This window comes from Synechococcus sp. A15-62, from assembly GCF_014280075.1.
Taxonomy (GTDB): Bacteria; Cyanobacteriota; Cyanobacteriia; order PCC-6307; family Cyanobiaceae; genus Parasynechococcus.
In genome coordinates, this window is the sequence record NZ_CP047950.1 from 1,955,613 (window position 1) to 1,968,065 (window position 12,453).

The 12,453-nt window shown below is 63.4% G+C and carries 18 protein-coding genes; 14 read left to right on the forward strand and 4 right to left on the reverse strand.

Annotated features, from left to right (window positions below):
- Window positions 1-7: 7 nt before the first annotated feature.
- Both SynA1562_RS11170 and SynA1562_RS11175 read left to right on the forward strand, forming a co-directional pair.
- Window positions 8-712 carry a TrkA family potassium uptake protein gene (locus tag SynA1562_RS11170; RefSeq protein WP_115160742.1) on the forward strand — a complete coding sequence of 235 codons (705 nt, stop codon included), beginning with the start codon at window positions 8-10 and terminating at the stop codon, window positions 710-712.
- 4 nt (window positions 713-716) lie between these two features.
- Window positions 717-1,856, forward strand: coding sequence for an anhydro-N-acetylmuramic acid kinase (locus SynA1562_RS11175; RefSeq protein ID WP_186493911.1), 1,140 nt, complete (start codon window positions 717-719; stop codon window positions 1,854-1,856).
- Here SynA1562_RS11175 and SynA1562_RS11180 read toward each other — a convergent pair.
- A complete protein-coding gene (locus SynA1562_RS11180) occupies window positions 1,853-2,146 on the reverse strand; it encodes a hypothetical protein (protein ID WP_186493912.1) in 294 nt (97 codons plus the stop codon). The two genes, SynA1562_RS11175 and SynA1562_RS11180, sit on opposite strands and share 4 nt — an antisense overlap.
- A 105-nt stretch (window positions 2,147-2,251) precedes the next feature.
- Between SynA1562_RS11180 and SynA1562_RS11185 the strand changes: the two genes are divergently transcribed.
- Window positions 2,252-2,551: a hypothetical protein gene (locus SynA1562_RS11185; RefSeq protein WP_186493913.1), complete on the forward strand. Its 300-nt coding sequence runs from the start codon at window positions 2,252-2,254 to the stop codon at window positions 2,549-2,551.
- Between the two features lie 47 nt (window positions 2,552-2,598).
- Entirely contained in the window at window positions 2,599-2,829 is a 231-nt protein-coding gene (locus SynA1562_RS11190; protein WP_011365248.1) for a hypothetical protein, read from the forward strand.
- On the opposite strand, the gene SynA1562_RS11195 is transcribed toward SynA1562_RS11190, so the two are convergent.
- A complete protein-coding gene (locus SynA1562_RS11195; protein ID WP_186493914.1) occupies window positions 2,807-2,983 on the reverse strand; it encodes a hypothetical protein in 177 nt (58 codons plus the stop codon). The genes SynA1562_RS11190 and SynA1562_RS11195 overlap by 23 nt on opposite strands.
- A gap of 70 nt (window positions 2,984-3,053) precedes the next feature.
- Between SynA1562_RS11195 and SynA1562_RS11200 the strand changes: the two genes are divergently transcribed.
- Both SynA1562_RS11200 and SynA1562_RS11205 read left to right on the forward strand, forming a co-directional pair.
- Window positions 3,054-4,778, forward strand: a complete 1,725-nt coding sequence (locus tag SynA1562_RS11200; RefSeq protein ID WP_186493915.1) for an ATP-binding cassette domain-containing protein — start codon at window positions 3,054-3,056, stop codon at window positions 4,776-4,778.
- 115 nt (window positions 4,779-4,893) lie between these two features.
- Window positions 4,894-5,082: a hypothetical protein gene (locus SynA1562_RS11205; RefSeq protein WP_006849805.1), complete on the forward strand. Its 189-nt coding sequence runs from the start codon at window positions 4,894-4,896 to the stop codon at window positions 5,080-5,082.
- 10 nt (window positions 5,083-5,092) lie between these two features.
- On the opposite strand, the gene SynA1562_RS11210 is transcribed toward SynA1562_RS11205, so the two are convergent.
- Window positions 5,093-6,265, reverse strand: coding sequence for a trypsin-like peptidase domain-containing protein (locus tag SynA1562_RS11210; RefSeq protein ID WP_370593287.1), 1,173 nt, complete (start codon window positions 6,263-6,265; stop codon window positions 5,093-5,095).
- A gap of 102 nt (window positions 6,266-6,367) precedes the next feature.
- Between SynA1562_RS11210 and SynA1562_RS11215 the strand changes: the two genes are divergently transcribed.
- The 8 genes from SynA1562_RS11215 (at window position 6,368) to SynA1562_RS11250 (ending at window position 12,075) form a co-directional block, all read left to right on the forward strand.
- Window positions 6,368-6,640, forward strand: coding sequence for a DUF2973 domain-containing protein (locus SynA1562_RS11215; protein WP_186493916.1), 273 nt, complete (start codon window positions 6,368-6,370; stop codon window positions 6,638-6,640).
- Between the two features lie 33 nt (window positions 6,641-6,673).
- Window positions 6,674-7,057 carry a hypothetical protein gene (locus SynA1562_RS11220; protein WP_186493917.1) on the forward strand — a complete coding sequence of 128 codons (384 nt, stop codon included), beginning with the start codon at window positions 6,674-6,676 and terminating at the stop codon, window positions 7,055-7,057.
- 223 nt (window positions 7,058-7,280) lie between these two features.
- The gene (hrpB, locus tag SynA1562_RS11225; RefSeq protein ID WP_186493918.1) at window positions 7,281-9,785 is read left to right on the forward strand and encodes an ATP-dependent helicase HrpB; all 2,505 of its coding nucleotides are present in this window, start codon (window positions 7,281-7,283) and stop codon (window positions 9,783-9,785) included.
- A 92-nt stretch (window positions 9,786-9,877) separates the two neighbouring features.
- Entirely contained in the window at window positions 9,878-10,018 is a 141-nt protein-coding gene (locus tag SynA1562_RS11230; protein ID WP_011365253.1) for a chlorophyll a/b-binding protein, read from the forward strand.
- Between the two features lie 112 nt (window positions 10,019-10,130).
- Window positions 10,131-10,307 (forward strand): hypothetical protein, encoded by a 177-nt coding sequence (locus SynA1562_RS11235; protein ID WP_186493919.1) that lies wholly within the window; start codon window positions 10,131-10,133, stop codon window positions 10,305-10,307.
- The gene (gene xseA, locus SynA1562_RS11240) at window positions 10,297-11,460 is read left to right on the forward strand and encodes an exodeoxyribonuclease VII large subunit (RefSeq protein WP_186493920.1); all 1,164 of its coding nucleotides are present in this window, start codon (window positions 10,297-10,299) and stop codon (window positions 11,458-11,460) included. The genes SynA1562_RS11235 and xseA overlap by 11 nt, the downstream gene beginning before the upstream one ends.
- Window positions 11,460-11,729: an exodeoxyribonuclease VII small subunit gene (gene xseB / locus SynA1562_RS11245; protein WP_186493921.1), complete on the forward strand. Its 270-nt coding sequence runs from the start codon at window positions 11,460-11,462 to the stop codon at window positions 11,727-11,729. The genes xseA and xseB overlap by 1 nt, the downstream gene beginning before the upstream one ends.
- Window positions 11,722-12,075, forward strand: a complete 354-nt coding sequence (locus SynA1562_RS11250) for a DUF2834 domain-containing protein (protein ID WP_115009326.1) — start codon at window positions 11,722-11,724, stop codon at window positions 12,073-12,075. The genes xseB and SynA1562_RS11250 overlap by 8 nt, the downstream gene beginning before the upstream one ends.
- Here the strand turns inward: SynA1562_RS11250 and SynA1562_RS11255 are convergent.
- A complete protein-coding gene (locus SynA1562_RS11255; RefSeq protein ID WP_186493922.1) occupies window positions 12,051-12,401 on the reverse strand; it encodes a hypothetical protein in 351 nt (116 codons plus the stop codon). The genes SynA1562_RS11250 and SynA1562_RS11255 overlap by 25 nt on opposite strands.
- Window positions 12,402-12,453: the final 52 nt, after the last annotated feature.

Consider the following 12,453-nt stretch of genomic DNA (forward strand, 5'->3'; position numbering starts at 1 on the left):
GGCAGCAATGAAGGAGTGGTGGCAGTGGAGCCCAGCGCAGGGCAGCGAGAGACTCGGCTTCGCGATCATCGGCGTGGGCCGTTTCGGCATCGCCGTTTGCCGGGAACTGCTCCAGAACGGAGCGGATGTGCTGGCCGTGGACCGCTCAGAGCGGGCGGTGGATGAACTGCGTCAGGTGGAGCCCAGCGTGGAGGCCCGCGTCGTGGACTGCACCGACGAAGAGGCCCTGCGGGAAGCCGGCGTGCTCGACATGGGCACTGTGGTGGTGGCGATCAGTGAACCGATCGAGGCCAGCATCACCGCCACCTTGATCGCCAAAGACAGCGAGGGCAGCCGCGTGCGCCAGGTGATCGCGAGGGCAACAAGCGATCTGCACGAAAAAATGCTGAAGCGGGTGGGGGCCGACCGGGTGATCTTTCCCTCGCGCATGCAGGGGGAGCGTCTGGGGCTGGAGCTGGTGCGCCCCAACCTGATGGAACGGCTGGCCCTGGATGAACAGCACTGCATCGAGGAGATCAAGGTTCCTGAACCGTTTGTGGGCCGCTCGCTCCGGGATCTGAATCTGCGCAAGAACTTCAGGGTGAACGTGCTGGCGGCAGGACCGCAAAGCAGCCTGATGGTGAACCCACCCGCCTCCCACGTGCTGGAGGAGGGGCACCTTCTTGTGGTGATGGGACTGGTGGACGACCTGCAGCGGCTACCCAAAAACTGAGCCGATGCACTGCCTCGGGCTGATGAGCGGAACCAGTGCTGACGGTGTTGACGCCGTGCTGGCGCGCTTCGACGGCCCACCCCAGCGTCCTCAGTGGTCCCTGCTTCGCCACCACCATCAGCCCTATCCGCTCAAACTGCAGCGGCAGGTGGTGGCAGCCGGCCAGGGCGCACCGATGCCGGCTGCCCTCTGGCTGGAGCTGGCCGAAGCCATCACGGAGGTGCAAGCCGAGGCGGCCCTGGCCTGCGACCCCGATGCCAAAGCTGAGCTGATCGGCTGCCATGGCCAGACCGTCTGGCACCGCCCCGCGGCCGAAGGAGCACGAGGGGCCAGCTGGCAGATGCTGCAGGCCCCACTGCTGGCCCATCGGCTGCAAAGGCCCGTGGTGCATGACTTCCGCGCCGCTGATCTGGCGCTTGGTGGGCAGGGAGCACCGCTCGTGCCCCGGGCCGATGCGGCACTGCTGGGGAGCACGCAGGGCTGGCGGGCACTGTTGAACCTGGGCGGCATTGCCAACCTCACCCTGATCCCCCCCTGCAGTGGAAACGACCGCCATGCCGCGGTCTTGGGCTGGGACTGCGGACCAGCCAACAGCCTGATCGACCTGGGCATGCGCCAGTTCACCAATGGCGCCCAAAGCTTCGACCAGGGTGGGGCGATGGCAGCGCAGGGCCATGCGGATGAGGTCTGGATCCAGCGCTGGCTCGAGGAGGAGTACTTCCAGCTGGCACCTCCGAAATCCACGGGACGGGAGTGTTTCGGACAGGCCGACCTCAACCGGCGCCTGAAACAACTCGGTGGAGCCTCAGCGGCAGATGCCATCGCCACTTTGACGGCCTTTTCCGCGGCTGTGGTTGCCCAGGATCTGGAGCACCTGCGCCAGAGCGTTGGCATCGCACCGATCGAACTGATCACAGCCGGGGGCGGCAGCCAAAACCCGGTGTTGATCCATGAGCTGCGGCGACGCTGCCGAGGCGCGCAGCTCGATGAAAGCAGCAGTCTGGGGGTGCCGACGGAAGCCCGAGAAGCCCTGGTCTTCGCGTTGCTGGCCTGGTGGCACGAAAGGAGGCATCCCGGCAATGTCCCTGCCGTCACCGGAGCCAGCAGGGAAGCCGTGCTCGGGGTGCGGGTGAATCCGGCCTAACCGGGCCTGTGCAAGCGCAAGCGCCGGGGAGCGCCCCGCAGACGGCGTGGCTGCTGTGATTCCAGGGCAGACCGAAGGCGCTCCTCACGGGTCGGGGCCGGTACGGACGCCTCCAACTCCTGCTCATGGCGTTGTACGCCTTGCTGGATCAGCACCCGCGCCATGTTGCTCACCGTGCGGGATTCCAGCTCCGCCATCGCCGTGAGACGCGCGCAAAGATCTTCAGGCAGAACCACCTGAATTCTCGGGGACTTGGGCTTCCCGCTGGATGAGGTCTGACGGGTGGGCACGACCGGATCCCCAGGCAGGGGCTCTGCTACTGAAAAGTGTACAGAGATGGTCAAGGGTAGTAACCATGACTATGGTGGGGGCATTGGTCCTCCTCGGAGTACCCCATGACCCAAGCCACACCACGCCCTCGTCGCAGCCCAGCCGGCTCCCGCGCTCGGTCCCGACGCCCCCGCCGCAGTGCTGAAAACAGCGATGTGCTGGTGTCAGCGGTGATCAGCACCTATCTGCTCACACACCTGCACCACGTGTTGCAACGGGCCGAATACGGCGCCTCCCAGGAAGGGCGCAGCACCCAGGCCGCCAACTACGCCCAACTGCGCAAGGTGCTGTGCATGGATGCCCGCAGCATGAAGGACGCCTCGGCCCTGGGGCAGCACGATGACGGCATCGAACAAGCCGCCTGACAAGAGCTTCGGCCCTGAATAGCGTTCGAGCAGTAGCCCAGTTCGCGATGACTTCGAACGCCGCATCGCTGTACGCCCGAATCAGCAGCAATCCGGAGCAAACCCAGGCCCTATTCCGTCAGGCGCTGCAGGATCCCAGCGGCGCCATGGCCAGCATCTGCAGCCTGGGCGACCAGATGGGGCTACCCGTCACAACCCAGGAGGTGCGCGAGCATCTGGCCAGCCTCGACGACGACGACAGCAAGCGCTGGATGGTCAAGGCGAGAGGCGGTCTTTGAACTCGGAAGGGCCGGACGTCAGAAACGCCTGGGGCTCAGTGCGCTGACGGCGTTCGTAGCCGCCGCCTCCGGCCCAACTGAAGAAGAGCAGATAGCTCACAATCGCCAAACCTGCGGCCACCACAAGAGCGGCCAGCTGCTCCAGTTTCAGCACGGCGACCAGCCTCCGGGAACCCTCACCAGTTTGCCGACAGGGATGATGGGGGGCATCACGCCTTCCGCCGGTGCTGCGACTCGAAAACGTCAGCAAGATCTACCCCACGGGAGAAGTGCTCCGCGCCGTGACCTGGGAGGTGAAACCCGGAGACAGAATCGGCCTGGTGGGGGTGAACGGCGCCGGCAAGTCCACCCAGATGCGTCTGATCGCCGGACACGAAGAGCCCACAAGCGGCCAGGTGGTTCGGCAGGGGGAGCCCCGCATTGCCTACCTCCAGCAGGAATTCGACGTGGACCTGGAGCGCACGGTGCGCCAGGAACTGTTTCAAGCCTTCGGCGAAGCGGCCGAGGTGATGAACCAGCAGAAGCAGGTGGAAGAGGCGATGGGCTCCGAACGGGCAGCGGAGGACCCCGATCATCTGGACGAGCTGATCCAACAACTTGGAAAGCTGCAAAGCCGTTTCGAAGCGCTGCATGGCTACGAGCTCGATGCCCGCATCGACAAGCTCCTGCCCACGATCGGCTTCACCCCAGAGAGCGCTGAGCTGCAGGTGAAGGACTATTCCGGGGGCTGGCAGATGCGGATCGCCCTGGGGAAAATCCTGCTGCAGGAACCGGATCTGCTGCTGCTGGACGAACCCACCAACCATCTGGATGTCGAGACCATCCAGTGGCTGGAGAACTACCTGCTGGAGCAGAGCGCAGCCCTTGTGGTGATTAGCCACGACCGCACCTTCCTCGACCGGGTCTGCAATCAGATCGTCTCCACCGAACGGGGGGTGTCCCGGAGCTACCTCGGCAACTACACCGCCCACCTGGAGCAGAAGCAACTGGAGCGGGAGGCCACACAGTCGGCCTTCGAACGGCAGCAGAAGGAAATCGCCACGCAACAGGCCTACATCGATCGCTTCCGCGCCAGTGCCACCCGCAGCACCCAGGCCAAAAGCCGTGAGAAGCAGCTGGACAAGGTGGAACGGGTGGAGGCACCGATCGAATCCGTGGCCGGGCCGAGTTTTCAGTTTCCGCCTGCCCCACGCTCCGGAGCCCAGGTTGCCCTGATCGACAACCTCACCCACAGCTATGGGGACAAAATTCTGTTCCTGGGTGCTGAGCTGGAGGTGGAGCGGGGCGACCGCATTGCCTTCGTCGGCCCCAATGGTGCGGGCAAATCCACTCTGCTGCGGCTGGTGATGGGGGTTGAAACCCCCGATGAAGGCAGTGCCCGGCTCGGGGAGCACAACGTGATTGCGGGGTACTTCGAACAGAACCAGGCCGAAGCCCTGGACCTGTCCAAGACCGTGATCGACACGATGTACGAAGCGGTTCCCGACTGGACCCAGACCCAGGTTCGTTCGCTGCTGGGCAGTTTCTGCTTCAGCAACGACACGGTGTTCAAAGAAGTCGGGAAGCTCAGTGGGGGAGAAAAGGCCCGCCTGGCCCTGGCCCTGATGCTGCTCACCCCCTGCAATCTGCTGGTTTTGGATGAGCCCACCAACCACCTCGACATCCCCGCCAAGCAGATGCTCGAGGACGCCTTGATGGCCTACGAAGGAGCCGCACTGCTGGTCTCCCACGACCGCTATTTCATCTCCCGCGTGGCCAACCGCATCGTGGAACTGCGGGACGGAGAGCTGGTGATGTATCGCGGGGATTACAACTACTACCTCGATAAAAAAGAAGAGGAAAGGACAGCCGCCAAGGAGAAAGAACTGGCTGCAGAACGGGAGGCCAAGCGGAAGGCCAACAAGGAGAAGCAAAAGGCACGGGACGCCCGCCGTAAAAAGGCGGCCTGACTGGGATCAGAAGGCCGCACAAAGAAAACTTCACACAGGTTTAGGCAGGAAGACTCATTTCTCTTTACCTGCAGATTTCATCTGCATAGGCTGACAAAACTGACCCACAGCCCCGATGAGCATGGTTCCCGGCCCCGGCAACAGCGAACCCGTTGGCGGTTCAACAGCCCCCGGTCCGGCACCCCATGAACAGACCTGGGACGCCGTGGAAACCTATTTCCAGTGCATCACCACCTGCTCACTCGACGATGGCGACTGCATCACCCAATGCGTTGAACAACTAAGGGACGCCGACGACGCCTGAGCCCGCAGCATCAGCCAGGAGTCAAAGCCGAAAGATCGACTGGCTTGACGTCAATCGTGACCAGCTCCTGACCACGCTTCACCTCAAGCGCAACCGTGGCACCGACGCCGCGGCGTTCAATGGCACTGACCACCGCAGCGGGGTCAGCGACAGCCTCGCCATCAAATCGCGTGATCACATCATCGACCTTGAGCCCGGCGCGGTCCGCCGGGCCTCCAGGCTGGACCGCACGAATCACCGCACCTGGCGGCACCGGGGATGTGGGGGTGGGCCGAGGGACCGGCGACAAACGGATGCCGATCACCGGATGACGGGCCTTGCCGCTGGCCACCAGCTGCTGGGCGATGGCGCGGGCCCGATTGATCGGGATGGCAAAACCCAGACCTGCCCCAGGCCCTGATCGCACCAGGGTGTTGATGCCGATCACCTCACCGTCGGCATTGAGCAGTGGCCCGCCCGAGTTACCGGGATTGATTGCCGCGTCGGTCTGAATCAGATCAAGACGTTTGCCGGAAATGCCCAACTGAGCAACGTTGCGGTTGAGGTTGCTGATGATTCCCAGAGTCACCGTGCTCTCCAGGCCAAAGGGATTGCCCACGGCAATCGCCCAGTCGCCCACGCTGAGCCGGTCGGAATCCCCCAGATCCGCGACAGGCCAGGGCCCGGGGCCGTCCAGGCGCACCACCGCGAGATCGGTGAGACTGTCTTTGCCCACCACTTGGGCGGGAACCCTCCTGCCATCGGAGAGGTCCACGGTGAGTTGATCCGCCCCCTCCACCACATGGGCGTTGGTAAGCAACAGGCCCTTGGCATCGAAGATCACTCCACTGCCTTGACCGCGCTGCACCCTTGAGCGCGGGGCTGTGGAGCGGGGGATGCCGAAGAACTGGCGAAACAAAGGGTCCTGCATCAGGGCCGGCGGCACACCGGCAACACTGGACTGATTGACGGTCCTGGCCGTCTCCAAGCTGACCACTGCCGGACCACTGCGCTTGACAGCGGCTGCAACGAATGAGTCCCTACGGATCGCCGGGCGGGCCTCGGCCTGCTCGAGGCCAACGATCAAGGGAAGCGACGACACGCCGGCCACCAGCAATCCCCCCGCCAAAGCAGAGGCGACAAGCGAGCGGGACGGGGAGTTGACCACAGCTTCAGGGCGATCGGCTGCCTCGACGCTACGCAGAGCAGATCCAAAAACAGCCACGTTCCATGTCAAAGCTGTGACCACATGCGACCGGGGTCCCGATAGCGTGAGGATGCAGACATTCAGCTGGGTCGGAGGGTCATGCTCGGTTCGCTGTTTCCCCTCATTTACGGAGCGCTGTTCGTGGCCCTGTTGTGGCAGGCCTTCCGCGTGATGAGCAAAGGGTTCCGCGCTGCCAGTGGTCCAATCAACAGCGCGCCCAGCAACGCTCCGAACGACCGCACCGGCCAAGTCACCGTCCACCCGGAACTGCTGGATAGCGAGGGACGCATCACGGAAGAAGCCCTGCTGACGGTGCGCTTTGGCGGTGACGATGACGATGCCTCGACGGCCGCTGGACCCGGCACTGAATAAATTGGACGCTTGGAGTCGACAGGGGTCGCCTGAGTGGATCAGAGAACACGCATCGTTGCCGCGGTCATCAAGGGCCTCAAGCTGCCTCCCCGCTTCCGGCTTCGGCTGATGAAAGAAGACCCCGTTCGCCTGGAACTGAGCCTGACACCGGCCTACGGCAAGGCCCCCATCACCGTGGGACTTGTGGAATCTCTTGATCTGGTGGCCCGTCGTGACCGGGAAGGCCGGATCCCCCGCGACCTTCAGGGCACCTGGGACTGGACCGTCCGCCACGGCCAGGTGAGCACCGGAGGCTGGAACCCCTATCTCAAGGAAGCACTGCAGACCATGTTTGAGACCGGCCTGCCGGCCATCGTGTTTGAAGAGCTCACTGGAGAGGAGTACCACCCCGTGGATGGGACCCGCCACGTGCGTTGATCCAGCAGGGCGGGTTGTGTAAAGGCGTGCGAATGAATGCAGCGACGCGACAGACAAGGGGGCTAGACCGGAATCAATCCGGCCTTTAAGAAAGTCTTCATGGCCTCCCTTGTTGTTTCGATCGGCCCGCTTGTGCGGCTGTTGGCGGCCGTTGGCGCCATCAGCAGCCTGATGCTTTTCGGCCTGATGAATCTCATCCCGTGAATCGAGCGGCAACACCGCTTTGAGCCAGTTCCCGATCGACGCCCTGTTGGAGCAGATCTGTTCTGCGGTCCGCCCAGGCCAAACAGTTCTGCTCCAGGCACCGCCCGGGGCAGGAAAGACCACAAGGGTCCCCCTGGCACTGATCGGGGCGCTGTCGGAAGGTCAGAGCATTTTTGACGAGCATCAGAAAATCTGGATGATCGAGCCGCGGCGGCTGGCCACCAAAGCTGCCGCCGCCCGCCTTGCTGCAAGCCTTGGAGAAGACATCGGTGCGCGCATCGGTTATTCCGTGCGCGGGGAACACAAGCGATCAGGCCGCACCCAGGTGGAGGTGATCACCGACGGGCTCTTCCTGCGGCGCTTGCAGAGCGACCCCTCGCTGGCTGGGGTGGGGTGCGTGATCTTCGATGAATTTCATGAGCGGGGGCGCGATGCGGACCTATCCCTTGCCTTGCTGCGCGAGGCGAGGCCTCTGCTGAATCAAGATCTCGCCGTGATCTTGATGTCGGCCACGCTGGATCTGTCCGACCTGAGGGAACGGCTCCCCGAAGCGACGGTGCTGGAAAGCCCGGGCCGCTGTTACCCGGTAGACACCCACCATCAACCACCACGGCCGGACGAACCCCTGCCGAAGCAGGTTTTACGGGCCATCGAGCAACACGCACTCGACCAACCGCAGGGCAGCGGTGTTCTGGTCTTCCTGCCGGGGCTGGCGGAGATTGAACGCTGCAGGCAGACCCTGACGGCCGCCCCTTCCCTGCAGAACTGGAAGATTCAGTCGCTGCACGGTCAACTGCCTTTGCAGCAGCAGAGTTCAGCCCTGCAGCGCTGCGACCCAAACCAGGACGGCAGCATCATCCTTGCCAGCGCCATTGCCGAAAGCTCCCTCACGATCGATGGGGTGCGCCTGGTGATTGACAGCGGCCTCAGCCGTCAACTGCGTTACGACCCCAACACCCGCATGGAGGGCCTGGAGACCGCCGTCTCCAGCCTGGCCAGTGCAGAGCAGCGCCGGGGCAGGGCAGGGCGGCAATGCCCGGGCCGCTGCATCCGCCTCTGGTCACCGGCAGAGCAACAGCGACGGCCACCCTTTCACCCCCCTGAACTGTTGCTGGCCGATCCCCAGCCCGTGTTGATGGAATTGGCCCAGTGGGGGGCTGGGCTGGGGGAAGAGCTGCCGTGGTTGGACCCTCCTCCCGCAGCAGCCATGCAGGAGGGACAGCACGGCCTGCAACAGCTCGGCCTGCTGGAGCAGGACGGCCGCATCAGCGAACGGGGACGACTGATCGGCGGCCTCGGCGTTCACCCTCGTCTCGGCATGCTGCTGCTGGAGGCCCATGAACAGGGCGCCCCCCAGCTGGGGTGTGATCTGGCGGCCATCCTCAGTGAACGGGATCCCTTTGACCGCCGCCAGATCGGCAGCGATCTCGAGGCCCGGCTCAACACCATCCAGCGCCATCCATCCCTGCGAACGCTCAGCCAGCAACTTCGCCGCCAACTGAATCGACTGGGTGCCTCACCCCAGGAGCGAAACGCTTCCGTCAATGCTGGCGAGCTGATCCTGGCGGCCTTTCCGGAATGGCTGGCGCAACAGCGTCCAGGCCAGGTCGGTCGCTATCAGCTGCGGCAAGGCCGCGGAGCAACCCTGCTGCCCTGGGATCCGCTCCAGGGCAGTCCAGCCCTGGCCGTCGCCAGGGTCGACATGGGCGGCCGGGACACGCGGATCCAGATGGCCGTGGCCCTGAGTCAGGGCGCCCTGGAGAGCATCGCTGAGCAGGATGGCCACTGGCATGACGAGGCCAGCTGGGATCCCGAACGCGAGCGGGTCCGTGCCGAACGCCAGCTCAAACTGGGGGCATTGGTGGTGCGCCGAACGCCACAACCTTCGCCAGCCGCAGGGCTGTGCCGCACTCTGCTGATCGAACAGCTGAAGAAGATTGCCAGCCTTGATGCCCTGCCCTGGACGGACAGCAGCCATCAGCTGCGCCAACGGCTGGCATGGATGCACCAACAGGTGGGCGTCCCCTGGCCTGGTCGCGATCTGACAACCCTGCTGGCGCAGGCTGACACCTGGCTTGGTCCAAGCCTGGAGGGCTGCCTGGGCTGGAGTGACATCAGCGCGACAGCCTTGGAAGAAGCACTGTGGGGCGATCTGGATTGGAGCTTCAGGCAACAGCTGGATGACCTGCTGCCGCGCCGCATCCCGATCCCCTCCGGCCGGCAAGCCGCGCTGCATTACACCGCCGACGAGGTGATCCTCGCCGTGAAATTGCAGGAGATGTTCGGATCTGACGACGGCCCCCACGTGATGAATGGCCGCATTCCCGTCACGCTGGAACTGCTCTCACCAGCCGGACGCCCCCTGCAGCGCACCCGTGATCTGAAAGGCTTCTGGCAAGGCAGCTACCAGGAAGTGCGCCGGGAGATGCGAGGGCGCTACCCCAAACACCCCTGGCCCGAGGATCCCCGCCAGGCGCTGCCGACGGCCCGGACCAAACCCAGATCGGACGGGCGACAACCTTGAAAGAGGGACAAAGGACCAATTGAGTAGCCCTTAGCACATGCAACAAAACTCCAACCTTTGTTACATTGATGCACATCCACCTGGTTCACACCATGTCCGACAACGCACGCTTCGGCTTCGTCAACTTCGCTGAAACCTGGAACGGTCGTCTGGCAATGCTGGGCATCGTGATCGGCCTCGGCACCGAGCTCCTGACCGGCCAGGGCATCCTGTCCCAGATCGGCCTCGGCTGATTTCCGCTCCACGGATTCACAGAACCCCTCGGCTCGCCGGGGGGTTTTTTGTTGTCTCTCCACCGGCCACCGCTGATGCAGCACAGTGGGGGGGATTCCACCGAGGCAGTCGTTGGCACCGCTTTACGTTCAGAACAGACGTGATGGATCAAGGCTGCTCAGCAGCGCCTTGGTGATCTGCACGATTGGTGCCACCCAGATCCACCAACACTGGGGCGTTCTGCTGACCAGCATCTCGGCGATTGTCTGCATTTACTGGGGTTACGCCTATAGCCGTCTTGAGCGCTGATCGTCTTCCGAGCTATTCCGTCGCTGAGCTGAACACAGCCATCGGAAGCCTGCTGGAACGCGGCTTTGCGCCGCGTTTTTTGTTGGAAGCCACAGTTTCCCGTCCTCAACTCAGGAAAGGTCACCTCTGGCTCACCCTCACCGACGGGTCAGCCAGCATTTCAGGGGTGGTGTGGGCTTCGAAGCTGGCCCAATTGAGCTATCAACCCAAAGACGGTGACGGCGTCACCGTGGTCGGCAAGCTCAATTTCTGGGCGGCGCGGGCCAGCCTCACTGTTCAGGCGCTGGACATCCGCCCCAGCCTCAGCACGGTGCTGCGCGACTTTGAACGGGTGCGGCAACTGCTGGGACAAGAGGGGGTGATCGACCGCAGCCGTCTGAGACCGCTTCCAAGCCAACCTGCCTCCATCGCGGTGCTCACCAGCGTGCCCAGTTCCGCCCTGGCCGACATGCTGCGCACCGCAGCGGAACGCTGGCCCCTCACGCAACTAATTGTGGTGCCGATTCCGGTTCAGGGTTCCGTGGCACCGGCGATCATCAGCACCCTGGAAGCCCTGGCAGAGCGCACAGACGAATGGGGACTGGAAGCCTTGGTGCTTGCCCGCGGCGGCGGCAGCCGGGAAGACCTCGCGGTGTTCGACAACGAGGCGCTTTGCCGCCTCCTGGCGAACTACCCCATACCGGTGGTGACGGGGCTAGGGCATGAGGACGATCTCACCGTCGCCGATCTGGTGGCAGACCATCGCGCAGCCACGCCCACGGCGGCGATTGTGGCCTTGCTGCCCGACCGCGAGGCGGAACGCGAGGGACTTACACAACGGCAGAGCCGATTGAAAGACGCGCTGCTGGGGAGAATCCTTCGCGAGCATCAGCGCCTCCAAGATCGAGCCGTTGCCCTTCAGCAACAGTCTCCAAAGGAGAAGATCAGGCGCAAACGCCAGGAACTGACCCAAAAACATCAGTTGCTCAAGGCGCTTTCACCGGAACGCTGGCTGAAACGCGGCTTGGCCCTCATCAGCAACAAAGCCGGAGATCCCATTTCAGGCCTGGAATCGGTCAAGATCGGTGATCAGCTCAACATTCGGATGAGCGACGGAAGCCTTGAGGCCCGGGTCGAACAGATCCAGCCCAGTGCACCCAACACCACCTCCTGATGAGCAAGCGTCAAGTCCATAAAGAACACCATGACCACATCGAGGCGTGGCGCAAGGATGCCGAAGTCCTGAGCTACGAAGAAGCCCTGCAGGCTCTTGATCTGCTGCTTGCTGAGCTGCAGAGCGACAGCGTTCCCTTGGCAGACTTGCAGCAAAAAGTGCTCCACGGCGAGGTTTATCTGAGCCGTTGCCAGACCCTGCTCGACAGCGTCGAACAGTCGATTGTCGAGCTCGATCCCACAACCCTCAAAGCTGCGAACGATGCGTAAAGCACTGCCTTGGATCTATCTGCTTCTGGCCGTGCTGGGAGCGATCCTGCCCTGGAAGGCCAACCTGGAATTCATCGCCGAAAGCGGTGGCCAGGCTTTCGATCTGGCGCGGTTCATCGCTGATGCCAGCAGCACAGCTGCCTCACGCTCCTTGAGCGCTGACCTTCTGGTGGGGGCCAGCGCCGTCACCCTGTGGATCTGTGTGGAAGGACCACGCCAGAAGATCAAAGGCTGGTGGCTGGCCATCCCCTTGAGCTTCGGCGTGGCGTTTGCCTGTGCTGCTCCGTTTTTCTTGTTCCTGCGAGAACGGCAGCTGCAGGCTCAGGAATCGGAATCCACGTCCTGAGCGACCACGTCAATGGTGACGTCACTGGCGGGCGTGGACGGGGCTGCCGCACTGGCGGACTGACCTCCTTCACTGGCATAGGGCGTGCCGCACACAGCACAGGCTGCAGACCCTTTCAGACCGGTGGCTCCGCATGCGTTACAGCTGATCATCCTGGACTGCAAAAGCTTCCAAGCAATCCAGCCAAGCCCCGAGAGGATCAAAGGGAGCGCCAAAAGAGCCAGCAGCACACCACCAGCGAGATCAAGCAAAAAACGACCGGCAGTGGTTGGCACCAGCAGCAGCAAAACAACCGCAGTCCACAACACTGCTGGTGGTCGATTCATTGGCATCAACGGAGAAGGTCCGTTGAATCAGCTTCGCAGAGTTGAATCGAAG